The following is a 23,781-nucleotide window of genomic DNA, read 5'->3' on the forward strand; positions in this document are numbered from 1 at the left end:
AACATACCGTCGACCACCGACAGTTTCGGCCGGGCGAAGGTCCGGGCCCGGCCGGTATTCCTGCCCCGGCCGGTGCGGATCCGCACGCGGCGGGCCGGGCCCCGAGCGCGTAGACGTGGACCCATGGGTAACGACATCAACCGTCAGGTCCGGCTCGCCGCGCGTCCTACCGGGACACCCGGACCGGAGGTCTGGGAGCACACCTCCGAAGCGGTGCCCGAGCCCGGCGAGGGCCGGCTGGTCGTGCGGGTCAGCCACGTCTCGCTGGACCCGGCGATGCGCGGCTGGATGAACGAGGGCAAGAGCTACGCCCCGCCGGTGGAGATCGGCGCCGTGATGCGCGCGCTCGGCCTCGGCGAGGTCGTCGCGTCGAACACCCCGGACTTCGCGGTCGGTGACACCGTCACCGGCGTGCTCGGCGTCCAGGAGTACGTCGAGACCGGACCGCAGGGTCTGCAGAAGGTGCAGCCCACCGCCGAGGTGCCGCCCGAGCGCTACCTCGCGCTGCTCGGCATGACCGGCATGACCGCCTACTTCGGACTGTTCGACGTCGGCGCGCTGGCCGAGGGCGAGACGGTCGTGGTCTCCGGCGCGGCGGGCGCGGTCGGCTCCGTCGTGGGGCAGCTCGCGAAGATCAGGGGCGCCCGTGTGATCGGCATCGCGGGCGGCCCGGAGAAGTGCTCCTGGATCGTCGACGAGCTCGGCTTCGACGCCGCGATCGACTACCGCACCGAGAAGGTCTCCCAGCGGCTCAAGGAGCTCGCCCCGGACGGCGTGGACGTCTACTTCGACAACGTCGGCGGCGAGATCCTCGACGCCGTCCTCGCCCGGCTCGCGATGCACGCCCGCGTGGTGATCTGCGGCGCGATCAGCCAGTACAACGCCGAGGCCGGCATGGCGGGCCCGAAGAACTACATGAACCTGCTGGTCTACCGGGCCCGGATGGAGGGTTTCCTGGTCGGCGACTACGTCTCCCGCTGGGGCGAGGCCGGTGCGGAGCTCGCCGGCTGGCTGGCCGAGGGCCGCATCCACAGCCGGGAGGACGTCGTCGACGGCACCGTGGACGACTTCCCCGACGTGCTGCTGCGGCTGTTCCGCGGGGAGAACACCGGCAAGCTGGTGCTGCGCCTGCAGCAGGCCTGACGGCGGGGTGTCCGGCCGGCCGGGGCACGATGACACCGTGCGCCTCGCCCTCGCCCGGACCGCCGTCGTCGTCTCCGGTGCGGCGATCCTGGTGGTCGAGACCCTCGCGACCCGGCTCGTCGCCCCCTACGTCGGACTCACCCTGGAGTCCACCACCGCCGTGATCGGGGTGGCGCTGGCCGGGATCGCGGCCGGCGCGGCGCTCGGCGGGAAGTGGGCGGACCAGCGTGACCCGGTGGCCGTCGCCGCGCTGATGCTCGTGATCGGCGGCCTCGGCACGCTCGCCGTACGCCCGGTCGTCCGGCTCCTCGGGCCGCTGCTCGGCGCCGGGCCGTCGGCCGCGGTGCTGCTCGTCGCGGCGTCCACACTGGTCTCGGTGACGGCGCTGGCCGCGGTCACCCCGGCGGTCACGAAGGCCCGGCTCACCGGGCTGGACCGGTCCGGCGAGGTCGTCGGCGGGTTGTCCGCGGCCGGGACGCTCGGCTCGCTGGCCGGCACCTTCCTCACCGGCTTCGTGCTGGTCGCGCTGCTCCCGGTCAGCGCGATCCTGCTGGTCACCGCGGCCGCGTGCCTGGTACTCGGGCTGGTTCTCGCGCCGCGGCGGCGGCGCAGCGACGTGCTGCGCGGCGGGACGGCGGCCGTGCTGCTGGCCGTCGCACTGGTCGCGATCCCGGGCCGGTGCGACGCCGACACGACCTACTACTGCGCCGCCGTGCAGCCCGACCCGGACGACCCGGCCGGGCGCTACCTGGTGCTCGACGACCTGCGGCACTCCTACGTCCGGTCCGGCGACCCCGCGCACCTGGAGTTCGCCTACACGAAGCGGTTCGCCGCCGCGATCGACACCGCCTACCCGCCGGGGGAGCCGCTCGACACCGTGCACGTCGGCGGCGGGGCGCTCACCATGCCGCGCTGGCTGGCCGCGACCCGGCCGGGGAGCACCTCCACGGTGCTGGAGCTCGACCGGGGCGTGGTCGAACTGGCCGTGCGCGAGCTGGGCGCCGGCGCGATCCCCGGGACGACCGTGCAGACCGGCGACGCCCGGGTGAACCTGGCCGGGCTGCCGGACGACTCCGCCGACGTCGTGCTCGGCGACGCCTTCGGGGCCCGCTCGGTGCCCTGGCACCTGTCCACCGCCGAGTTCCTCGACCAGGTGCAGCGGGTGCTGCGCCCGGGCGGCCTCTACGTGCTCAACGTGATCGACCGGGACCCGATGGACCTGGTGCGTGCGGCGACAGCCACCGTGGACTCCCGGTTCGCCGCGACGATGCTCGTGGCCCGGCCCGAGGAGTTCGCGCCGGGCGGCGGCGGGAACGTCGTGGTCGTCGCGTCCGACCGGTCGATCGACCCGGGTGGGCTGCGCGCCGCGCTGGGCCGTGCCGGCGAGGCAGGGACGGTGCTCGACCCGGCCCGGACGGCCGCGTTCACCGGGGATGCCGCCGTGCTCACCGACGACCGTGCCCCGGTCGACCAGCTGATCACCACCGGGCTGCAGGGCTGACGCCGCCCGGCTCCGGTGGAGGGTGCACCCGCTAGGGTCGCGGCGGCGGGATCACTGATCGAGGGGGAGACGGCGTGGCGACCTGGGAGGACCTGCAGTCCTACGTGGTGGTGCGGTACGAGATCGTCCGGCAGAGCGCGAACGAGCTCCGGTTCCGGTTGCCGACCACCGGTGACCGGACCCAGCTCGTCGTCGTGAAGCGGGTGACCGAGGACGCCGCGCAGCCCGGCGTCGAGGTGACCGACGCGGCCGCGGCCGTCGCGGACCCGGAGCAGGAGTGGGTGCAGATCGAGTCCCCGGTCGCCCGGCTCGGTGACGTGGACCTGACGAAGGCGCTCGAGCTGGCCGGGCCCTCGGTGGTGGGCGGACTCGCGGCCGAGGAGGGTGTCCTCGTCTATCGGCACTCGATCCCGCTGCGTCCGACCTCGCTCGACGGTTTCGAGTTCCCGTTCCGCCAGGTCGTGCACCTGGCTGACGAGCTGGAACACGAGCTGACCGGCCGCGACGAGCACTAGTGTCGCGCTGAGCGGTAGGTGAGCCTGCGCAGCAGCGTCTCCGCAGGCCCGCGGACGCCCGCCCGGTCCATCCGGTGGGCGACGACGACGGTCAGCAGCCACGTACCGATCCCGACGAGCAGCGCCGACCAGCTCGACAGGTGGGCGCCGACCGCGAGCCCGGACGCGGCGAGCACCAGGGCCCAGACCAGGGACTGGGCCACGTACCCGCTCATCGAACGCCGCCCCAGCGCCACCAGGGCCCGGACGGGGAGCGGCGGGGTCGTGCCGCGCGCCGTGATCCGGTGCGCGACCAGGGCGAACACCGCCGCGTAGCCGATGCCGGCGAAGAAGCCGGAGTAGATGTGCAGCTCGGAGAGGCCGGTCGGGGCGGGGGCCGCGAACGCTCCGAGGTGCACCATGGCCTGCACGGCGCCGACACCCCAGCCGACGGTGAGCCCGACGATCGCGGTGCGCCGCAACAGACGCAGGTGCCGCGCGGGCTCCTCGAGCACGCGGTGCCGTGACGCCAGCAGGCCGAGCAGGAACGCGGCGGGCAGCGTGAGGGTGAGGAACCCCGCGAGCAGCCCGGGTGCCCACATGAGGAGCCGGAACGGGATCGAGAGCAGGTAGCTGTCCTGCTCGATCGGCAGCCGCTGCACCGCCGTCGCGGCAGGGCCGGCGGCCGAGGTGACACCGGCGAGCGCCGTCATGAGGCCGGCGTACCCGGCGCCGGCGGCGAGCAGCACGCCGATCCAGATCTTCAGGACGCGGTCGCTGCGGTTCAGGAACAGCGGCACGAGCACCAGCCCCATCAGGCCGTACGTGCCGAGGATGTCGCCCTGCCACAGCAGCGCGGCGTGCAGCAGCCCGAACCCGAGCAGCCACAGGTGCCGGGTGCGCAGCAGCCGGCGCGCGTCACCCGCGGAGGTGCCGCCCGCGATCTGCCGGGTGTACAGCTGACCGATGCCGTAGGCGAACAGCAGCGCGAACAGCGGGTAGGCGCGGGCGTCGACCGTGATGATCGTGAACGCCTGCGCGACCCGGTCGGCGACGCTGCCGCCGGCCGGGTGCAGCAGCGTGACGCCGACGTCCGAGGTGTAGAGGAACCACGGCACGTGCGCCAGCGCGATGAGCAGCAGCATCATCCCGCGGGCGAGGTCCGGGGCGAGCGCGCGGCGGGACACCGGTGTCGGGCTGGGCGACGCGGCCTCGCCGGGGCTGGTCGGATCGGTCGTGGTGGACACGGGGCGGGACTCCTCTCGGGCGGACGCCGCCATCACAGACCATGCCCTCGGGGCACACTCAAGCCTGAGAGCCGGGGAGAGTCCCGCGCCGCGGACGCCGACCTACGCTCCGTCCCATGACGTGGGTTCCGGGAACGGCACGACCGGCGTGGCACCCCCGGGCGACCGACGCCCTGCTGGTCGTGCTCCCGGCCGTGGTCGGACTGCTCGGCGTCCGCATCCGCCTGCAGATCTCGGAGGCGGTACCGCCCTGGCTGGCGTACCTGGACATCGTCGCCGGTGTGGTCGGCTGCCTCGCGTTGTGGTGGCGGCGCCGGTACCCCCTGCCCGTCGCGTCGGGCCTGGTCGTGCTGTCCACGTTCGCCGAGTCGGCCGCTCCGGCGGCACTCGTGGCGCTGTTCACCGTGGCCGTCCACTGCTCGACCCGGGCGACGACGGCGACGGCCGTGGCGAACCTGCTCGCCCTCGGGGTCTACTACACGCTGCGCCCGGACCCCGCCGTACCGCTGTGGCTGCTGGTCCCGTTCGTCCTCTCCGGACCCGGCATCGCGGTGGCGTGGGGCCTGCTGGTCCGCAGCCGGCGCCAGCTCATCGCCTCCCTGCGGGAACGGGCGTCGATGGCCGAGGTCGAGGCCGGGCTGCGCGCCGAGCGCGCCCAGCACGAGGCGCGCGAGACCCTCGCCCGGGAGATGCACGACGCCCTCGGCCATCGGCTGTCGCTGCTCAGCGTCCACGCGGGTGCGCTGGCCTACCACCGGGGCGCGACGGCCGAGGAGGCCGCGCGGGCCGCCGAGGTGATCCGGGAGAACGCGCACCGCGCCCTGCAGGACCTCCGCGAGGTCATCGGCGTGCTCCGCGCCCCGGTGGGCGAGCTCCCGCTGCCCGGCGTCACGGACATCGGCGAGCTGATCGACGAGACGAGACGGGCCGGAACACCGGTCGAGCTGGACGACGGCCACGGCGTGACGACCGGTGGACGCCCGGTCACCGAGACCGTCGGACGCACCCTCTACCGGTTCCTCCAGGAGAGTTTCACCAACGCCCGCAAGCACGCACCCGGTGCACCGATCGCCGTGCGCATCGCAGACGAGTCCGGGGACCACCTGGTCGCCGAGGTCGAGAACCTGCCGCCGGCCGTCCCCGCGCAGGCCGCCGCCCGCCCGCCCGGATCCGGGGAGGGGCTGCGCGGGCTGGCCGAGCGGGCGACGCTGGTCGGCGGCCGGCTCGAGTACGGCCCGACCGCGCCCGACGGGTGGCGGGTCAGCATGCGGTTACCGTGGCCGGCGTGAGCCCCCAGCCCGAGCCGACCGTGGACGTGCTGGTCGTCGACGACGACCCGGTCGTCCGCTTCGGTCTCGCCATGATGCTGCGCGGTGCCACCGACCTGCGGGTGGTCGCCGAGGCGGGCGACGGCGCGGAAGCGGTGGAACTGGCCGATCGCCACGCACCGGACGTGGTGCTGATGGACATCCGCATGCCCGGCACGGACGGTCTCACTGCGACCGAGACCCTGCGCCGCCGCCCGCGGTCACCCCAGGTCGTCGTGCTCACCACCTTCGACGCCGACGCCCACGTGCTCCGCGCGCTGCGGGCCGGAGCGGCCGGGTTCCTGCTGAAGGACACCCCGCCCGACGAGCTGGTCCTCGCCATCCGGCACGCGGCGCAGGGCCGCCCGGTGCTCTCACCCGAGGTGACCCGCCGGCTCATCGACCGCGTCGCCGGATCCGAACAGGACACGATCCGGGACGCGGCGCGCCGCCGCCTCGGGCTGCTCGCCGACCGGGAACGCACCATCGCCGTCGAGCTCGGCGCCGGCCGGTCCAACGCCGAGATCGCCTCCCGGCAGCACCTGAGCGTCGCCACGGTCAAGACCCACGTCTCGGCCATCCTCACCAAGCTCGACCTCAACAACCGGGTGCAGGTGGCGCTGCTGGTGCACGACGCGGGCCTCGACCCACCCGGCTGAGCCGGAAGACGACGTTCAGCCGTCACAGCGCGCACCGTCGACCGGCGTCTCCAGGCTGATCAGGTAGTCGGCGACCGCGGTGTCGATGCAGCTGTTGCCGAGCAGCACCGAGCCGTGCGTGTCGGCGTTCACGGTCAGCAGGTGGCCGCCGAGGTCCTCGGTCAGGTTGATCCCGTCCTGGTACGGCGTGGCCGGGTCGCCGGTCGCCGCCACGACCAGGGTGGCGGGCAGGCCCTCGATGTCCTGGGCGAAGGGGATGTCCAGTGTCGGCTCGACCGGCCAGTGCTCGCACCGGTCACGGGTCTCGACGACCGGGCGGCCCGGGTCCATGAACGGGGCGAGCCGGAGGAACTCGCGCTTGGCCGCGGTCTCCTCGGCCGGCGTACGGCGCTGGGCGTCGAGACAGTTGATGGCCAGGTTGGCCTCCAGGAACTCGCCGTAGCTGCCGTCGGGCCGGCGTTCGACGAAGGCGTCCAGCAGGGCGAGCAGCATGTCGCCCCGCCCGGTCGCGAGCTGTTGCAGGCCCTGCACGATCACCGGGTGGGCCGCGTCGCTGTAGAGGCCGTTCATCACGGCGTCGACGGCGTCCTCGTAGGTCAACGTCCGCCCGCCCAGCGCCGGAGCCGTGGCCGGGGTGTCCTGCAGGGGGCGTACCAGCTGGTGGAACCGCTCGGTCGCCCGCGCCGGGTCCGTGCCCAGCGGGCAGTCCGGGACGGTGGCGCAGGACGCGGCCAGCTTGTCGAAGCCCTGCTGGAACGACGCGGCCTGGGCCAGGTAGCGCTCGACGGTGCCCTTGGCCGGGTCCAGCGGGCCGTCCAGGACCATGGTCCGCACGTTCTGCGGGAACATCTCGGCGTAGACCGCACCGAGGCGGGTGCCGTAGCTGCCGCCGAAGTAGTTCAGTCCCTCGTCGCCGAGCACGTGCCGCACGACGTCCATGTCGCGGGCCGCGTCGCGGGACCCGGAGTGCGCGAGCACGTCCATCCCGCCCGAGCCCTCGGCACACCGCTCGACCAGCTCGCGGTTCTGCGCCTCGGTCCGGTCCGGGCCGAACCGCAACGGCCAGGTGACCGCGTCGTCCTCGCGTTCGGCGTCGGTGAAGCAGTTCAGCGCCGGGGTCGACGCGCCGGTGCCGCGCTGGTCGACCGCGACGAAGTCGAACCGCTCCCCGATCGGGTCGACGGCCAGCCGGTCCGCGTAGGCCCGCACGGCCGTGCTCGTCGACGGGTTGCCGGGCCCGCCCGCGTTGAACACCAGCGATCCCGTCGGCTCGTCGCGGGCCGCGATACGCAGCATGGCCAGCGCAGCGGTCCGCCCGTCGGGCTGCTCGTAGTTCAGCGGTACCTCGACCCGGGCGCACTCGTACGCGGGGTCGGCGAACGCCGCCCGGTCGGGCTCGCCGGTGGCGAAGTCCGTGCACGGACCCCAGGTGGGCTCCTGGTCGTAGAAGCGGGCGAGCTCCGCGGGCGGCGGCGCCGGGGCGTCCGCCCGCGCCTGCGGTGCGGGCCCGGCACAGCCGCTGACGAGGATCAGGCCCGCCACGGCCGTGGCGAGGAGTGCCGGGCACGCACGAGCGCCGTCGGGTCGCCGACGTCGTGGAACGGGCGTGCCGGGTGGCGAGGGTGGGCGCATGCCGTGGAAGCTAGGTCGGCCACCCGGCGGCCCGCCTCGGCCGACGGTCTGCGTTCCCCCGACCGAAGTCGGAGCGCGCCCGCCGTCGGGGGGAGCCGGCCGCGCGCGGGCCGGTCATCGCGCGTGCGCGACACCCTGGTCGTGCGCGGGGTAGCCGGTCACCCCGGGCCGTGAGGTGAGGGTGGCCAGTTCGGTCACCGTCGGGTGGCCTGCGGCGAGCAGCGCGACGTCGGTCCCGGGCTCCGCCTCGGAGTGCTCCTCGGAGACCAGTGTCCGCAGTCCGCCCGGGCGCACCCCGTCCGGCCCGCGTTCGGGGGCGCGGTGCACCACCCGCACCCGGACCGCGCCGGTCGCGCACAGCGCGGCCTCCCGCAGCGGTGGGAGCTCCGCCGCGGCGACGTCCGGCACGTTCACCGTCCACGGCGTCCCGGCGGGCCGGGCGGCGAGCCGGTCCAGCAGCTCCGGCAGCAGCCCGGTCACCGTCTCCCAGTGCGGCGCGGTCGGGCTCGAGAGCCCGCAGGCCAGCGACAGCGCGATCCCGGACCAGCCGTGCAGGGCCCCGGTCAGCACCGCGCCGACCGTGCCCGAGTGCAGCACCTGGCCGCCGGTGTTCGCGCCGACGTTGATCCCGGACAGCACGACGTCGGGGCGGCGGGTGAACCAGCCCTGTCCTGCCGCGTGCACGATGTAGGCGGGGTCGCCGGCGACCGACCAGGCCTCGATCCCGTCCAGCTCGGCGATGTCGTCGTGGGCGTGCACGGCGGTGTGGCCGTCGTCGACCACCGCGCGGACCGACCCGCCCGCACCGCTCGCGTCGCCGGCCGGAGCGGCGACCACGACGTCGTAGCCGGCGTCGCGGGCACCTCTGGCCAGGGCGTACAGGCCCGGGGAGTCGATACCGTCGTCGTTGGTGATCAGCGCGAGGGGCACTCGGACCACCCTAGGCTGCCGGGGTGCCGACCGACGGCCCGACCGGCGTAGGCGACGATGAGCCGGGTTACGGAATCGATACACAGGGAGAGAACGCGTGACGTCCTGGGAGTACAGCAGCATCACACCGGACGACCTCGCCATCGACACCCTCGGGCCGGCCCGGATCACCTCCCCGCTGGCCCCGCTGCTGGACGCCCGCCGCACCACCGAGCACTACGTCGACGCCGGCGACCGCGTCCTGCTCGACGACACCTCGGCCAGGATCAAGTCCCGCGGAGTCGACGTCGAGGAGCTCCCCGGGTTCGAGCCGTGCGGCCCGCGCCGGCAGATCTACTTCGACCCGTCGAAGACCCGCGCCGGGATCGTCACCTGCGGCGGACTGTGCCCCGGCCTCAACGACGTCATCGCCGGCCTGGTCCGCACCCTGACCTACCACTACGGGGTCCGCCGGGTGGTCGGGTTCCGCAACGGCTACCGCGGCTTCGTCTCCGCCTACGGCCACGACGTCGTCGAGCTCACCCCGGAGTCGGTCCGTGACATCTCGGTCGACGGCGGCACCTTCCTCGGGACCTCGCGCGGCCCGCAGGACCCCGAGGAGATCGTGGACTGCCTTGAGCAGATGCACCTCAACGTGCTGTTCGTGATCGGTGGTGACGGCACGCTGCGCGGCGCGATGGACATCGCCAGGGTGGTGTCCGAGCGGGGACTGCGGATCGCCGTCGTCGGGATCCCGAAGACGATCGACAACGACATCCCGTTCATCGACCAGTCCTTCGGCTTCCAGACGGCGTTCTCCCAGGCCAGCGAGGCCATCCGGTCGGTGACGGTGGAGGCGAAGTCCACCCCGGGCGGGGTCGGGCTGGTCAAGCTCATGGGCCGGCACTCCGGCTTCATCGCCTGCTACGCCTCACTGGTCCGGTCCGACGCCGACGCCGTCCTCATCCCGGAGGTCCCGTTCGAGCTCGACGGGGAGACCGGCCTGCTGAACCACCTGCGACGACGGGTGTCGCAGCGCGGCCACGCGGTCGTCGTCGTCGCGGAGGGGGTGGGTCAGGAGATGCTGCCGCCGGTCGGCCGGACCGACGCGTCGGGCAACGCGAAGCTCGCCGACATCGGGCCGTGGCTGCGGGAGCGGATCGCCGGCTCGTTCACCGACGCCGGGATGGAGACGACGGTGCGCTACGTCGATCCCAGCTACCTCATCCGCAGCGTCCCGGCGAACCCGTACGACAGCGTCTACACCGTCCGGCTGTCCCAGGCCGCCGTGCACGCGGCGATGTCCGGGCGCACCGCGATGGTGGTCGGACGGGTGCGGCGCCGGTTCGTGCACATGCCGATGAACCTCGCGGTGAGCCGGCGCAACCAGGTCGACCCGCACGGCGACCTGTGGATGGCGGTGCTGGAGTCGACCGGGCAGCCGTGGCGGTTCGGGGAGGACTCCGGCGCGCCGACCCGGGCGCCGCACACCTGATCTCAGTTGAGGTGTGCCCGGTGCATGCGGGCCTCCAGGCGGACCTGTTCGAGCACGTCGGCACCGGAGCGCGACCCGCGGCCCGGACCGTCCGTCCAGGACTCCAGGAGCCGGGCCGCCTCGTCCCAGCGCGCCTGCGCCGCCAGCACCTCGCCGAGCTCACGGATCAGCTCCGGGCCCTGGTGCCGCAACCCGAGCCGCATCCGCAGGACCCACTCCAGGGCCGTGTGGTCCTTCGCCCGCCCGTAGCTCGCGCGCAGGTTCTCGAGCATCCGGGCGAGGATCTTCCGGGTCGTGGTCCGCGGCAGCATCCCGGCCCCGAACGGGACGTCCGGGCCGGCACCGGTGGCCGTCCGGAACAGCGCCTCGCACCCCGCGAGATCCAGCCGCCGCCCCCGGTCGAACACGTCGAGATGCCGTTGCGTGCCGGGGACGCGCACCAGGAAGTGCCCGGGCATCCCGACGCCCTCCAGCGGCACCCCGGCCCGGCGGCCGACCTCGATCGTCACCACCGCCAGGGTGATCGGGATGCCGGTACGGCGCTCCAGCACGTCCGGCAGCAGGGAGTTGCGCGGATCGCGGTACCGGCGTGTGTTGCCGGTGAACCCGGCCTCGGTGAACAGCCGGTGCAGCAGCGACTCCAGCCCTGTCACGCCCTCGGCCAGCTCGTCGAGGGTGGCGCGGGCCCGCCGGGCGGCCTCGGCCGCGGCCTGCGGGTCGCGGTGGGCGCCCGCGGCGATCGCGAGCGCGCCCTCGTCGAGCTCGGGTTCCGGGCCGGTGACCAGGCGGAGAAAGCGTGTCACCGGGTCGACGGCACGGCCGGGGCGGTTCACGTCGTCGGGCGTCACGGGGCGCTCATCGTGACCCGCACGACGGTGTCGTGCACCCGCCCGGGGTCGTCCTCGGCCGTCCAGACCTGAAGCACGTCGGTCAGCTCGGACGCCAGCCACATGCCCCGCCCGCGGGGCCCGCACAGCGGCGGCGCGGTGAGGCCGGGGAACGCGAGATGACAGGGCGCCGGGTCGGTCATCTCCGCGACGAGCCCGGCCGGCGTCCGCCACATCCGCAGGACCGGAGAACCGGAACCGTGCTCGATGCCGTTGCTGACCAGCTCGTTCACCGCGAGGACCAGGTCGGCGACCCGGCCCCGGGTGAGGCCGCTCTGCTCGGCGTGTCGCTGCACGAGCCGGCGCATCCCGGCCAGCTCGGACAGCTCGACCGGCACGGTGACCAGCGGCGCACCGAGGTCCGACGGTGGCGGCTGCGGATGCTCCCGCAGCAGCTCGTGGTCACCGCGGCGGTGCGTGCTCGCGACCGGGGCACCGTCGAGGAGGAACTCGTCGTGCAGCGCACCGACGGCCTCCCGGGCATCGTCGCCGTCCGCGAAGCAGCACAGCATCTCGACCGGCAGCTCGCGCATGGCGTGGCCGAGTGCCAGGTCCAGCCGGGTCCAGTAGGCCGCGTCGGTGCCGGGCAGATCCAGCGGCTGGCCGACGGTGCAGACCCCGGTGGCGCCGTCGGCGATCGCGCCCCGGACCGCGCGGCTCCAGCGGCCGGCGACGGTGAACGGCGGGGCGGAGTGCACCCGCTCCGGCGGGCAGAACCGGACGTCGGCGTCGGGCCCCAGGGAACGTTCCAGCTCGGAGCGGCACCGCGGCTCGACGACGAGCAGGGCCCGCCTGCCGTGTTCGAGTGCCCCGGCGACCGGTCCGGCGAGCACCTCGGCCTGGTGCTCGGGGTCGCGGTACGGGACCGCCCGGTGGACCAGCTCGCCGTCGGGTGCCGTGACGGGCGTCGTCGAGATGCTCATCGGTGGTCGCGGGCGGTCGGGGTCATCGGTCGTCGGCCTCTCACGTCGAGCTCGGCCCGTCCCTGCGCAGGTGGCTTCTCGCACGCCGACGATAGTCAAGCAAGCGTGATCGCGCGGGACGGGGCGTGTGGGTTACCCGACGTTCCCCGGCCCGCACTCGACGGGTGCGGTAAGGAATGGGTCCGGCGTCGGCGCACCGGTCGCCGTCGTCGTCGAGCGACGAACCGATGAACGGAAGTGGTAGGGGATGCGCGTCTTCAACGGGGTCGACGAGCTGCGAGCGGCCAAGGGCACCGAGGTCGGGACCTCGGAGTGGTTCACGGTGGAGCAGGAGCGGATCAACGGGTTCGCCGACGCCACCGAGGACCACCAGTGGATCCATGTGGACGCGGAGAGGGCGAAGACCGGACCGTTCGGCACCACCATCGCGCACGGCTTTCTTACGCTGTCCCTGCTGCCCACGCTGGTACAGGGCGTGTACCGGGTCGACGGCGTGAAGATGGGTGTCAACTACGGCATGAACAAGGTCCGGTTCACCAGCCCGGTCCCGGTCGGCAGCCGGGTCCGCGCGAAGGTCGATCTCACCGACGTCACCGACGTCAGCGGGGGCGTGCAGCTGACCCTGGGCGTGACGGTCGAGATCGAGGGCTCCGACAGGCCGGCGCTGGTCGCCGAGTGGCTCACCCGCCAGTACGTGTGAAGGGACGAACGATGCGTGATGCGGTGATCTGTGAGCCGTTGCGGACCCCGGTGGGTGGGTTCGGGGGAAGCCTGCGTGACGTGCCGGCGCACACGCTGGCTGCGACGGTGATCCGGGCGGTGATCGACCGCACCGGCCTGGACCCCGCCGTGGTGGAGGATGTGGTGCTGGGTCACTGCTATCCGACGATGGATGCCCCGGCGATCGGGCGGGTCGCGGCGCTGGACGCGGGGTTGCCGGTGAGTGTGAACGGCATCCAGCTCGACCGCCGCTGCGGTTCGGGTCTGCAGGCGGTGTTGTACGCGGCGATGCAGGTCCAGACCGGCGCCTCGGACGTGGTCCTCGCGGGTGGGGCGGAGTCGATGTCCTCGGCGTCGTTCTACTCGACGAGCATGCGCTGGGGGGTCAAGGGCGGCGGGGTGATGCTGAACGACTCGCTGGCCCGGGGCCGGGTCACCGCCGGGGGTAAGGATCATCCGGTGCCGGGTGGGATGTTGGAGACCGCGGAGAACCTGCGTCGCGAGTATGCGATTCCGCGTGCGGAGCAGGACGAGTTCGCGGTCCGTTCGCATCAGCGGGCCGCGGCGGCGCAGCAGGCGGGGAAGTTCGCCGACGAGCTGGTGCCGGTGACGGTGCCGGGCCGTAAGGGCGACACGGTCGTGGATGCGGATGAGCACATCCGCCCGGATTCGAACGTGGAGAAGCTGTCGACGCTGCGCCCGATCCTGGGCAAGGGCGACGATCAGGCCACGGTGACGGCGGGGAATGCGTCGGGGCAGAACGATGGTGCGTCGATCTGTGTGGTGACCAGCCCGGAGAAGGCTGCGGAGCTGGGGCTGCGGCCCTTGGCCCGGGTCGTGTCCTGGGGCTTGGGTGGGGTGCCGCCCAAGACCATGGGCATCGGCCCGGTCCCGGCGACGGCCAAGGCTCTGGGTGCGGCCGGCCTCAGCCTCGCCGACATCGACTTGATCGAGTTGAACGAGGCGTTCGCGGCGCAGGTACTGGCGTGTACCCGTGAGTGGAAGTTCTCTGACGCCGATTTCGAGCGGATGAACGTCAACGGCTCGGGGATCTCACTGGGGCACCCGGTCGGTGCGACGGGTGGCCGGATCCTGGCCACTCTGACGCGGGAGATGCAGCGTCGGGATGCCCGGTACGGGTTGGAGACGATGTGCATCGGTGGCGGGCAGGGCCTGGCCGCGATCTTCGAGAAGGCCTGACGGTCCCGGTGGGTGGTCGTCGCGACTGCGGCCGCGACGACCACCCTCCCGCGGTGGCTCAGTGGCCCTCGGTCTTGGCCCGCTCGTAGGACGCCTTGATCTCGCGCTCGGCGTCGGCGCGCCCGACCCAGGCGGCGCCCTCGACGCTCTTGCCGGGCTCCAGGGTCTTGTAGATCTCGAAGAAGTGCTGGATCTCCGCCCGGTCGAACTCGGCCAGGTGGTGGATGTCGCGCAGGTGCTCCTGGCGCGGGTCGTCGCTGGGGACGCAGAGGACCTTGTCGTCGCCGCCCTTCTCGTCCTTCATCCGGAACATGCCGATCGCGCGGGACCGGATGACGCAGCCGGGGAACGTGGGCTCCTGCACCAGGACCAGCGCGTCCAGCGGGTCCCCGTCCTCGCCCAGGGTGTCCTCGATGAACCCGTAGTCGGCGGGGTACTGGGTGGCGGTGAACAGGGTTCGGTCGAGCCGGATGCGCCCGGTCTCGTGATCGACCTCGTACTTGTTCCGGCCGCCCTTGGGGATCTCGATGGTGACGTCGAAGTCCACGGTTCGTTGCTCCTTGAAGAGGGTCACTGACCACCGGAGCTCCGGGCCGGCCGTGAGGGCCGCCCACTCCGGCGGTGTCGGTGCTGCCCCCTAGTGTGAGGGACCGGGGGTGTGCCGGTGCAGGCCGGTGACCTTCTCCGGGCGCGATGTGGCAGGTGTCGCACCGCCGCCCGGACAGGTCGGCCGGTCCGGGAGCGCCCGGGCCGGGCGCAGCGAGCAGGAGGCGGAGTGGGACGCAGGCATCGCCGCACGGAGCGCAACACGCGGCGGCTCGCGGTCGTCGCCGTCGCGGTCATGGCGCTGGCCTCGCTGTTCGGTGCCGTCGCGCTCGCCGGGCCGGACGCGCGGGACCGGCTCGGGATCGGGGCCACGGCCGCCCGGTTCCCCCCGGTGCCGATGCCGGCCCTGAAACCGCTCACCCCGACCGCGCCCGTCCCGACCGCCGCCGGGATCACCCAGGCGCTGGCGGGGCAGCTCGACTCCCCGGAGCTCGGCGAGGTCACCGGGGTCGTGATGGACTCCTCCGCCCCGCGGGGCGTCGCACCGCTGTGGGGACGCGACGGCGCCCGGGCGATGGTCCCCGGCTCCACCACGAAGCTGCTCACCGCGGCCTCCGCCCTGCTGTCGATGAACCCGACCGACCGGCTCGCCACCCGGGTCGTGCCGGGCCCGACCGAGGACTCGGTCGTGCTCGTCGGCGGCGGCGACCCGTCGCTGACGGCGCTGCCCGCCGGACAGGACGGCCTCTACCCCGAGCCGGCCCGCATCGACGACCTCGCCGCCGAGGTGAAGCAGGCGCACGGCAGGCCGGTGAACACCGTCTACGTCGACACCACCCTGTGGAGCGGCCCGGCACAGGCACCGGGCTGGGGACCGACCGACGTCGCCGACGGGTACGTCGCCCCGATGTCGCCGCTGATGCTCGACGGCGGCCGCACCGACCCGTCCGCGCAGGACGGGCCGCGTTCGGACGATCCCGCCCAGGCCGCAGGCCGGGCGCTGGCGGATGCGCTGGGCGCCTCCGAGGTGCGGGAGGGCACCGCCGCGGCGGACGCGCCGCTGCTGGGCAGCGTCTCCTCCCCGCCGATCGCCAGCCTCGTCGAGTACATGCTCACCGCGTCGGACAACGTGGCCGCCGAGGCCCTCGCCCGCCAGGTCGCCGTCACCCGGGACACCGAGGCGTCGTTCGACGGGGCCGGCCGCGCCGTCACCGAGTCCCTGGTCCAGGCCGGGTACGACGTCAGCGGCCTGCAGGTCGCCGACGGCAGCGGCCTGTCCCGGGACAACCGGGTCCCGGCCCGGCTGCTCGGCGCGGTGCTCGCCTCCGCCGCGGCCCAGTCCGACAGCCCGAGCGACGTCCAGTTCCTGCGCCCGATCCTGACCGGGCTGCCGGTGGCGGGCGGCGCCGGGACGCTCACCGACCGGTTCTCCGACGGCCCGTCGGTCGCCGGCCGGGGCGTGGTCCGGGCCAAGACCGGCACGCTGAGCGGGGCCTCCAGCCTGGCCGGTGTGGTGACCGACGTCGACGGCAGGCTGCTCGTGTTCGCGCTGCTGTCCAACGGCACCTCACCCGCCGACGCCCGCCCGGCGCTCGACCGGATCGCCGCCACCCTCAGCCGTTGCGGCTGCCGGGGCTGACCCCGCGCCGCGGGTAGCGTGGTCCCCATGCATCCCGACGCGACCGGCCCGGCCACGGTGACCGACCACGCACCCGCGGCCACGCGGCGGGACGGGGGCGGTCTGCCCGTCAACTGGTCCCTGGCCGCGACGACGGCGACCAGGCTCATGCCCGCGGGCCCCCGGACCTCCCCGGCCGCGGCCCGGGAGCTGGTGGAACGGCTGCGGGTCGACTCCGCGCGCGCCGAGGAACACGTCCGCGAGGTCACCGGCCTCGGCACCGGCCTGCCGCTGCTTCCCGCCGACGTGCTGGACCGGTCGGCCTGGGCGCGGGCGGCCGTCGAGGGCATGGACGTGCTGACCTCCGGTGCGGACCTGCCCGCGTCCCCGTGGCCGGTGCGGACCGCCACCGCGGCCGGATCCGGCGTCCAGCTCGGGGCGCTGCTCGCCTACATGGGTGCCCGGGTGCTCGGCCAGTACGACCCGTTCGGCGGTCCGGGCGGCGCCGGACGGCTGATGGTCGTCGCGCCGAACGTGCACGCCGCGACCGCCGCGCTCGACGTCGACGGGGAGCAGTTCGGGCTGTGGGTGTGCCTGCACGAGGCGACCCACCGCCTGCAGTTCACCGCCGTGCCGTGGCTGCGCGACCACTTCGCCGGGCTGGTCACGAGCCTGCTGTCGCTGCAGGAGCCGGACACCGAGAAGCTCGGCCGGCTGCCGGACGCGATCCGCGCGCTGCGCGGCGAGGACGGCCACAAGGCCGACGTCCTCGCGCTGGTCGAGCTGCTGCAGGGGCCCGAGCAGCGCGCGGTACTCGACCGGCTGCTCGCCCTCTCGACACTGTTGGAGGGGCACGCCGACCACGTGATGGACGCCGTCGGCCCGGACGTCGTGCCGGACGTCGCCGTGATCCGCCGCCGGTTCACCGAGCGCCGCCGTGGTGGCGGCGTCGTCGACCGGCTGCTGCGGGCGCTGCTGGGCGTCGAGGCGAAGATGCGCCAGTACGCCGTCGGCGCCGCGTTCTGCCGAGAGGTCGAGCGCGAGGCGGGGATGGCCGGGCTCAACCGTGCCTGGGAGTCGCCGGAGACCCTGCCGACCCGGACCGAGCTGACCGACGCACAGGCGTGGTTGCGCCGCGTCGGCTGAGCCGCCCGGTGTCGCGCGTACGGGATGCCGTGCGCGAGGCACTGGCGGTGCTGCCCCGGCAGGTGCGCTCGGCACCGCCGGTCGTGGGCTGCTCGGGCGGGGCCGACTCGACCGCACTGGTGCTCGCGGTACGGGCGGTGCTCGACGGCCCGGTGCACGCCGCCGTCGTCGACCACGGTCTGCAGGACGGTTCGGCCCGGCGCTCCGCCGCACTCGCCACCCGGCTCCGTGCGTCCGGCGTGGACGCCTCGGTGCACGCGGTCGAGGTGGGCGGCGCGGGCGGGGTCGAGGCCGCGGCCCGCCGGGCCCGCCGGGCCGCGCTGCTCGCCGCGCGGCCGCACCCGTGTTCACCGGTTCTGCTCGGCCACACCCTCGACGACCAGGCCGAGACCGTGCTGCTCGGCCTCGCCCGCGGGTCCGGGGCCCGCTCGCTGGCCGGGATGCGGGTCTGGGCCGAGCCGTGGCTCCGCCCGCTGCTCGGCCTGCACCGGGCCGACACCCTGGAGTTCTGCGCCCGGGCCGGCGTCGAGGTCTGGGACGACCCGCACAACGCCGATCCCCGCTTCACCCGCGCCCGGGTGCGGCACGAGGTGCTGCCGCTGCTGGAGGACGTCCTCGGCGGCGGTGTCGCCGAGGCGCTCGCCCGGACCGCGGGCCAGCTCCGCGACGACGACGACGCACTCGCGGAGCGGGCCGCCCGGCTCCGCACGGACGCCGGGGCCGCCGCAGCCGGGCCCGGCCCGGACGGCGGTACCGCACCGGGTGCGACGACGGACACGGAGAGTGAGCATGATGCACACGGCGGGCCTGCGGGACGAGGTGATTCCGGTGACAGCCGCTCGGGTGACCGACCGGCCCCCGGCGCGGCCGAACGCTCTGCGGGCACCGCGGGCGAGGCCGTCGCCGCACCGCTCGACGCCGCGGTCCTCGCCACGGCACCGGCCGCCGTCCGGCGCCGGGTCCTGCGGGAATGGCTCTCCGAGCACGGTGTCCGGGCCCTCACCGACGCGCAGCTGCGAGCCGCCGACGACCTCGTCGGGCGGTGGCGCGGCCAGGGCGGGCCCACGCTCGGAGGCGGCTTGGAGCTGACCCGCGCGCGTGGGAGGCTCGTCCTGCGCCACCGCTGCTGGGGGCGTGACCGGGCGTGACGGGTTGCCGGGTCGGAGTCGATAGGACCGCCGTCGGGCGGTCCGCACGAGGGGGTCGGGTGTACGACGGGGACATCTCGTCGGTGCTGGTCACCGAGGAGCAGGTGCGGGAGAAGACCGAGGAGCTGGCCCAGCGGGTCGCCGAGGACTACTCCGACGTCGTACAGGGCGGGGGGGAGACCGATCTGCTGCTGATCGGTGTGCTGAAGGGCGCGGTCATGTTCATGACCGACTTCGCCCGTGCGCTCCCGGTGCCGACCCAGCTCGAGTTCATGGCGGTGAGCTCCTACGGCTCGTCCACCTCGTCCTCCGGGGTGGTGCGGATCCTCAAGGACCTCGACCGCGACATCGCGGGCCGGCACGTGCTGATCGTCGAGGACATCATCGACTCGGGCCTCACGCTGAACTGGCTCCGCGGCAACCTGCAGACGCGGAACCCGGCGTCGCTGGAGGTCGTCACCCTGCTCCGCAAGCCGGACGCGGTGAAGATCGACGTCCCGGTCCGCTACATCGGGTTCGACATCCCGAACGAGTTCGTCGTCGGGTACGGCCTCGACTACGGCGAGCGGTACCGGGACCTGCCCTACATCGGCACCCTCGACCCGAAGGTCTACGCCTGACCGGTCGGTGGCGTCAGCCGGCGATGCCGGGGCCCGCGGGGGTCGTGAGCTCCCGCGGGTCCACCCCGGCCGGGGTGGAGGTGAACGCCGGGCCCGCCACCGGGGTCAGGCCGGGCGGGCCGTCGGTGCGCGCCGCGTAGTCCAGCGCCCGGCCCAGGTCGGTGTACTCGATGCTCGGCCGGTCCGCCGTCGTCGACAGGCTGGACAGGATGCCCACGGCCCGGCCCTCGCCGTCCAGCAGCGGGCTCCCGGACTCACCGGCGACGCCCGGTTCCATCGTGTACACCGAGTGGCCCCAGCCGCCGCCGACGTCGCCCGCGATCGCTCCGGCGCGTGGCGTGACGGTCCGCGTCCCGTCGGCGCCGGGCGGGTTGGCCAGCCCGAACACCGGGGTCCCGGGGGACAGCGGGGTGCTGCGGACCGGCCCCGGCCCGCCGAAGAACGGCACCGCGGCGCCGGCCGAGGACTCGGCCCCGGGCGGCAGTCCGACCAGCGCCAGGTCGTTGTACGCGCAGGTGTCCGGGTCCGTCTCGCCGCGAGCCTGCATGGTGTTCCAGGAGCTCCAGGCGAGCGTGCCGGTGACGGTGCGGCCCGCGCCGCGCACGGTCACCGGGGTGCCGAGCGGCACGGCGGCCGAGGTGCAGCCGTCGGTCTCGGTCTCGTCGCCGGTCCCGCCGCAGTGCGCCGCCTGTGCCAGGAACGTACGGTCGCCCGCGGTGAGGACGAATCCGGCGGTGCACAGGCCCGCGCCCGCGGTCTCCGTGACGGCCCCCGGACCGAACGCCCCCGGCTCCGCGGTGACGGCGGGCCGGACGGGTGCGGCGGGCGCCGGGGCTGCGGGCATCGCCCGCGCGGTGGTCGTCACGTCCGAGCCGACGTCCGACGCCGGTACGGGTGGGCCGAGCGGCGCGGTGAGCAGCGTCAGGGCGGCCGATGCGGCCAGCCCGATCGCCAGGGCAGACACGGTCCGACGGGGCCCGACCCCCGCGCGCAGCGCCATCCGATCCGCCCCTCCCGACACGCAGACCAGCACGACTCGGCCGGACGGCGGAGTCCGTGCGCGTACCGGCACCGGCCCGCCACCGAGCGTGCAGCACAGTTGTCCCACATCCGCTCCGGACGGTGTGCGGCGGGACACCCCTGTGGGGGAACCGGGCAGGTCGCCCATACGTTGGGAAGGTGGACGGTCGCGCACGACCGTTCCGGTCCCGGTCCGCCCGGCGCGCCCGCTGATGCGGGCGGCTATCCTGGCGGGTCAGGGCCGTCCGGCGGGGCCTTGTTCCGTCCGCCGTTGCTGCCGTGAACCACTCTCGGGAAGGTGAAGGCCGCCCAGGCCGACGTTGCATGGACCGCAAGCGCCTGCTCCGCAACCCGCTGATCTGGATCCTCGTCGCGCTCCTGATCTATCTCGGGTTCAGCTCGTTGTTCGACGACACCCGGGGCTATACCGAGGTGCCGACGTCGGTCGCGCTGTCCCAGATCCAGTCCGGCAACGTGCAGGGCGCCCTGATCGAGGACCGGGAACAGCAGCTCCGGCTGACCCTGAACACCCCGGTCGACGGTGAGACCCAGCTGATCACCCAGTACCCGGCCCAGCTGTCGGGGCAGATCTTCGACTCGCTGGGGCAGGTCGAGGGCATCGGCCAGTACGACACGGTCGTCCGGCAGGACTCGTTCCTGTCCTCGCTGCTCATCATGATGATCCCGCTGGCGCTGGTGCTGATCATCCTGTTCTGGTTCCTGAACAACTCCCAGGGCGGCGGGAACCGCGTGATGAGCTTCGGCAAGTCCAAGGCGAAGCAGCTGAACAAGGACATGCCGAAGAACACGTTCGTCGACGTGGCGGGGGCCGACGAGGCCGTCGAAGAGCTGTACGAGATCAAGGACTTCCTGCAGAACCCGGGCCGTTACCAGGCGCTGGGCGCGAAGATCCCGAAGGGCGTGCTGCTCTACGGCCCGCCGGGCACCGGCAAGACGCTGCTGGCCCGCGCCGTCGCCGGCGAGGCCGCGGTGCCCTTCTACACGATCTCCGGTTCGGACTTCGTCGAGATGTTCGTCGGTGTCGGCGCCTCCCGGGTGCGCGACCTGTTCGAGCAGGCGAAGCAGAACGCGCCCTGCATCATCTTCGTGGACGAGATCGACGCGGTCGGCCGCCAGCGCGGCGCAGGCCTGGGTGGCGGCCACGACGAGCGCGAGCAGACGCTGAACCAGCTGCTGGTCGAGATGGACGGCTTCGACGCCCGCGGCGGGATCATCCTGATCGCGGCCACCAACCGGCCGGACATCCTGGACCCGGCGCTGCTGCGCCCGGGCCGGTTCGACCGCCAGATCCCGGTCGGTGCCCCCGACCTGGCCGGCCGGCGCGCGATCCTCCAGGTGCACTCCAAGGGCAAGCCGTTCGCCGAGGACGCCGACTTCGAGTCGCTGGCCAAGCGCACGGTCGGCATGTCCGGTGCGGACCTGGCGAACGTGATCAACGAGGCGGCGCTGCTGACCGCCCGCGAGCACGGCACGCTGATCACCGCGGCGGCGATGGAGGAGTCGGTCGACCGGGTCGTCGGCGGTCCGAGGCGCAAGTCGAAGATCGTCTCCGAGCGCGAGAAGAAGATCACCGCGTACCACGAGGGCGGGCACGCGCTGGCCGCGTGGGCGATGCCGGACCTCGAGCCGGTCTACAAGCTCACGATCCTGCCGCGCGGCCGTACCGGCGGGCACGCACTCGTCGTCCCGGAGGACGACAAGGGCCTGATGACCCGCGCCGAGATGATCGCCCGGCTGGTCTTCGCGATGGGTGGGCGCTCGGCCGAGGAGTTGGTGTTCCACGAGCCGACCACGGGCGCGTCGTCGGACATCGACCAGGCCACCAAGATCGCCCGCGCGATGGTCACCGAGTACGGCATGAGCGCCAAGCTCGGTGCCGTGAAGTACGGCCGGGAACAGGGCGACCCGTTCCTGGGCCGCTCGATGGGCAACCAGGCGGACTACTCGCTGGAGGTCGCCCACGAGATCGACGAGGAGGTGCGCAAGCTCATCGAGGCCGCGCACACCGAGGCGTGGGAGATCCTCAACACCTACCGGGACGTGCTCGACGACCTCGTGCTGGAGCTCCTGGACGCCGAGACCCTCAACCGCAAGGACCTCGAGCGGATCTTCGGGTCGGTGGAGAAGCGGCCGCGGATCACCGCGTTCAACGACTTCGGTGAGCGCACGCCGTCGGAGAAGCCGCCGATCAAGACACCGCGCGAGGCAGCTCACGAGCGTGGCGAGCCGTGGCCCGCGGACGACGAGCGCACCCCGGCGCAGGTCGGGTCCGGCTCGGCCAACGGCCACGGGGAGGCCCCCGGTCTGCCCGGCGCCTCGCCGTTCCCGGCCGGCGGCGCCGCCCCGGCCCGCCCCGACGCACCGAACGAGGGCGGGTACGGCCCCGGGACCGGCCCGGCGCCGGTTTCGGCAGGCAACGGGAACATCCCGAACAGCGGTGCTCCGAACGGTGGCGCTCCGAACGGAGACGCCCCGAACGGCCACGGCAACGGCGCGCCCGGGAACGGGGCACCGGCCGGCAACGGACGGCCCGGTGCGCCGGCCGGGCAGCCGCAGGGCGGCCGGGGCGGCTACCCCGCGCCACCTTCCGCGGTGGCCCCGAACTACGGTGCGCCGCCGGACTGGCGGCCGGCGACGACCCCGCACGGCCAGGGCTGGCCGCCCGCCGGCTGGGCCGGGCAACAGGCACCGGGCCGGCAGGCTCCGCAGCAGGGCGGGCAGGAGCCCCCCGACCGGAACGGTCCGGAGGCCGGTCCGTCCGGCAGCACGGGCCCTACCGGCGGTGGTGACTCCGGCGGCAGTACGACCGGTGGTGAGCCGCAGGAGCGGCCGGACGGCCGGCGCAGCAGCGACTCGGAGGCAGGACACTGAGTACGTCGAAGACGGACGGAGTTCTGCGTACGGTGCGCTCGGCCGCGGTGTCGGCCGGGGTCACCCAGGCCGTACCCGAGGGGGTCGACCTGGAGCGCGCCGAGGCAGCGGTCCGCGAGCTGCTGATCGCGGTCGGCGAGGACCCGGACCGCGAGGGGCTCAAGGAGACACCGGCACGGGTCGCGCGGGCCTACGGCGAGATCTTCGCCGGGCTGTTCGTGAACCCGGACCAGGTGCTGGAGAAGACCTTCGACGAGGGGCACGGCGAGCTCGTGCTGGTCAAGGACATCCCGATGTTCTCGACCTGCGAGCACCACCTGGTGCCGTTCCACGGGGTCGCGCACGTCGGCTACATCCCGGCGGTGGACGGTCATGTGACCGGACTGTCCAAGATCGCCCGGGTGGTCGACCTGTACGCCAAGCGCCCGCAGGTGCAGGAGCGGCTGACCGCCCAGATCGCGGACGCGCTGGTGCGCAAGCTGGGCCCGCGCGCGGTGATCGTCGTGCTGGAGGCCGAGCACCTGTGCATGTCTATGCGCGGTATCCGGAAGCCGGGCTCGCGGACGACCACCTCGGCGGTCCGCGGGCTGTTCAAGAGTTCCGCCTCCTCGCGTGCGGAGGCGCTCTCGCTGATCAGGGGGTCGTAGCGGTGGTCTCCCCGGCCGGTGGCCTGC

21 protein-coding genes are annotated in these 23,781 nt (G+C 73.9%); 14 read left to right on the plus strand and 7 right to left on the minus strand.

Annotated elements, in window-relative coordinates; translation table 11 throughout:
• Positions 1–123 precede the first annotated feature (123 nt).
• The 3 genes from JOF36_RS04935 to JOF36_RS04945 all read left to right on the plus strand — a co-directional run bounded on the left by JOF36_RS04935 (position 124) and on the right by JOF36_RS04945 (position 3,159).
• On the plus strand, positions 124–1,143 hold the full coding sequence (locus tag JOF36_RS04935) for an NADP-dependent oxidoreductase (protein ID WP_210025230.1): 1,020 nt from the start codon (positions 124–126) through the stop codon (positions 1,141–1,143).
• Between the two features lie 37 nt (positions 1,144–1,180).
• Positions 1,181–2,644, plus strand: coding sequence for a fused MFS/spermidine synthase (locus JOF36_RS04940; protein ID WP_210025231.1), 1,464 nt, complete (start codon positions 1,181–1,183; stop codon positions 2,642–2,644).
• Between the two features lie 74 nt (positions 2,645–2,718).
• The gene (locus tag JOF36_RS04945) at positions 2,719–3,159 is read left to right on the plus strand and encodes a hypothetical protein (protein ID WP_210025232.1); all 441 of its coding nucleotides are present in this window, start codon (positions 2,719–2,721) and stop codon (positions 3,157–3,159) included.
• Here JOF36_RS04945 and JOF36_RS40710 read toward each other — a convergent pair.
• Positions 3,156–4,385 carry a DUF418 domain-containing protein gene (locus JOF36_RS40710; protein WP_307862216.1) on the minus strand — a complete coding sequence of 410 codons (1,230 nt, stop codon included), beginning with the start codon at positions 4,383–4,385 and terminating at the stop codon, positions 3,156–3,158. The genes JOF36_RS04945 and JOF36_RS40710 overlap by 4 nt on opposite strands.
• A gap of 116 nt (positions 4,386–4,501) precedes the next feature.
• On the opposite strand from JOF36_RS40710, the gene JOF36_RS04955 reads away from it, so the two are divergent.
• Together JOF36_RS04955 and JOF36_RS04960 are read left to right on the plus strand one after the other, a co-directional pair.
• Positions 4,502–5,674 (plus strand): sensor histidine kinase, encoded by a 1,173-nt coding sequence (locus tag JOF36_RS04955; protein ID WP_210025234.1) that lies wholly within the window; start codon positions 4,502–4,504, stop codon positions 5,672–5,674.
• Positions 5,662–6,351, plus strand: coding sequence for a response regulator (locus JOF36_RS04960; RefSeq protein WP_210025235.1), 690 nt, complete (start codon positions 5,662–5,664; stop codon positions 6,349–6,351). The genes JOF36_RS04955 and JOF36_RS04960 overlap by 13 nt, the downstream gene beginning before the upstream one ends.
• A 15-nt stretch (positions 6,352–6,366) precedes the next feature.
• Here JOF36_RS04960 and JOF36_RS04965 read toward each other — a convergent pair whose 3' ends face one another.
• Both JOF36_RS04965 and surE read right to left on the minus strand, forming a co-directional pair.
• Complete coding sequence (locus JOF36_RS04965; RefSeq protein WP_210025236.1) at positions 6,367–7,893, minus strand: alpha/beta hydrolase; 1,527 nt, start codon at positions 7,891–7,893, stop codon at positions 6,367–6,369.
• Between the two features lie 204 nt (positions 7,894–8,097).
• Positions 8,098–8,913, minus strand: a complete 816-nt coding sequence (gene surE / locus JOF36_RS04970; RefSeq protein WP_307862217.1) for a 5'/3'-nucleotidase SurE — start codon at positions 8,911–8,913, stop codon at positions 8,098–8,100.
• Positions 8,914–9,010: 97 nt separating this feature from the next.
• Here surE and JOF36_RS04975 point away from each other — a divergent pair, with 97 nt between their 5' ends.
• Complete coding sequence (locus JOF36_RS04975; RefSeq protein ID WP_210025238.1) at positions 9,011–10,387, plus strand: ATP-dependent 6-phosphofructokinase; 1,377 nt, start codon at positions 9,011–9,013, stop codon at positions 10,385–10,387.
• A gap of 2 nt (positions 10,388–10,389) precedes the next feature.
• Here the strand turns inward: JOF36_RS04975 and JOF36_RS04980 are convergent, their stop codons facing one another.
• Both JOF36_RS04980 and JOF36_RS04985 read right to left on the minus strand, forming a co-directional pair.
• Complete coding sequence (locus JOF36_RS04980) at positions 10,390–11,235, minus strand: transglutaminase family protein (protein ID WP_210025239.1); 846 nt, start codon at positions 11,233–11,235, stop codon at positions 10,390–10,392.
• Complete coding sequence (locus JOF36_RS04985) at positions 11,232–12,197, minus strand: ATP-binding protein (protein WP_210025240.1); 966 nt, start codon at positions 12,195–12,197, stop codon at positions 11,232–11,234. Before JOF36_RS04985 ends, JOF36_RS04980 begins: the two co-directional genes overlap by 4 nt.
• Before the next feature lie 247 nt (positions 12,198–12,444).
• Here JOF36_RS04985 and JOF36_RS04990 point away from each other — a divergent pair, with 247 nt between their 5' ends.
• Positions 12,445–12,897 carry a MaoC family dehydratase gene (locus tag JOF36_RS04990; protein WP_210025241.1) on the plus strand — a complete coding sequence of 151 codons (453 nt, stop codon included), beginning with the start codon at positions 12,445–12,447 and terminating at the stop codon, positions 12,895–12,897.
• An 11-nt stretch (positions 12,898–12,908) separates the two neighbouring features.
• Positions 12,909–14,117 carry an acetyl-CoA C-acetyltransferase gene (locus JOF36_RS04995; protein ID WP_210025242.1) on the plus strand — a complete coding sequence of 403 codons (1,209 nt, stop codon included), beginning with the start codon at positions 12,909–12,911 and terminating at the stop codon, positions 14,115–14,117.
• 58 nt (positions 14,118–14,175) lie between these two features.
• Here JOF36_RS04995 and JOF36_RS05000 read toward each other — a convergent pair whose 3' ends face one another.
• Positions 14,176–14,664, minus strand: a complete 489-nt coding sequence (locus JOF36_RS05000) for an inorganic diphosphatase (RefSeq protein ID WP_210025243.1) — start codon at positions 14,662–14,664, stop codon at positions 14,176–14,178.
• Positions 14,665–14,892: 228 nt separating this feature from the next.
• On the opposite strand from JOF36_RS05000, the gene dacB reads away from it, so the two are divergent.
• Genes dacB through hpt form a run of 4 tightly spaced genes read left to right on the plus strand, consistent with a single transcriptional unit; the run spans position 14,893 to position 19,195 of the window.
• Positions 14,893–16,302 (plus strand): D-alanyl-D-alanine carboxypeptidase/D-alanyl-D-alanine endopeptidase, encoded by a 1,410-nt coding sequence (dacB, locus tag JOF36_RS05005; RefSeq protein ID WP_210025244.1) that lies wholly within the window; start codon positions 14,893–14,895, stop codon positions 16,300–16,302.
• 27 nt (positions 16,303–16,329) lie between these two features.
• Positions 16,330–17,427, plus strand: coding sequence for an Rv3626c family coenzyme F420 biosynthesis-associated protein (locus JOF36_RS05010; protein ID WP_210025245.1), 1,098 nt, complete (start codon positions 16,330–16,332; stop codon positions 17,425–17,427).
• Between the two features lie 29 nt (positions 17,428–17,456).
• Positions 17,457–18,575: a tRNA lysidine(34) synthetase TilS gene (gene tilS, locus JOF36_RS38630; RefSeq protein WP_307862218.1), complete on the plus strand. Its 1,119-nt coding sequence runs from the start codon at positions 17,457–17,459 to the stop codon at positions 18,573–18,575.
• 59 nt (positions 18,576–18,634) lie between these two features.
• Positions 18,635–19,195 (plus strand): hypoxanthine phosphoribosyltransferase, encoded by a 561-nt coding sequence (hpt, locus tag JOF36_RS05025; RefSeq protein ID WP_210025246.1) that lies wholly within the window; start codon positions 18,635–18,637, stop codon positions 19,193–19,195.
• A 13-nt stretch (positions 19,196–19,208) separates the two neighbouring features.
• Here the strand turns inward: hpt and JOF36_RS05030 are convergent, their stop codons facing one another.
• Positions 19,209–20,159, minus strand: a complete 951-nt coding sequence (locus JOF36_RS05030; protein ID WP_210025247.1) for a S1 family serine peptidase — start codon at positions 20,157–20,159, stop codon at positions 19,209–19,211.
• 380 nt (positions 20,160–20,539) lie between these two features.
• On the opposite strand from JOF36_RS05030, the gene ftsH reads away from it, so the two are divergent.
• Together ftsH and folE are read left to right on the plus strand one after the other, a co-directional pair.
• Complete coding sequence (ftsH, locus tag JOF36_RS05035; RefSeq protein WP_210025248.1) at positions 20,540–23,107, plus strand: ATP-dependent zinc metalloprotease FtsH; 2,568 nt, start codon at positions 20,540–20,542, stop codon at positions 23,105–23,107.
• Positions 23,108–23,139: 32 nt separating this feature from the next.
• The gene (gene folE / locus JOF36_RS05040; RefSeq protein WP_307862219.1) at positions 23,140–23,754 is read left to right on the plus strand and encodes a GTP cyclohydrolase I FolE; all 615 of its coding nucleotides are present in this window, start codon (positions 23,140–23,142) and stop codon (positions 23,752–23,754) included.
• The last annotated feature ends 27 nt before the right edge of the window (positions 23,755–23,781 follow it).

It is taken from the genome of Pseudonocardia parietis (assembly GCF_017876315.1).
Lineage (GTDB): Bacteria > Actinomycetota > Actinomycetes > Mycobacteriales > Pseudonocardiaceae > Pseudonocardia > Pseudonocardia parietis.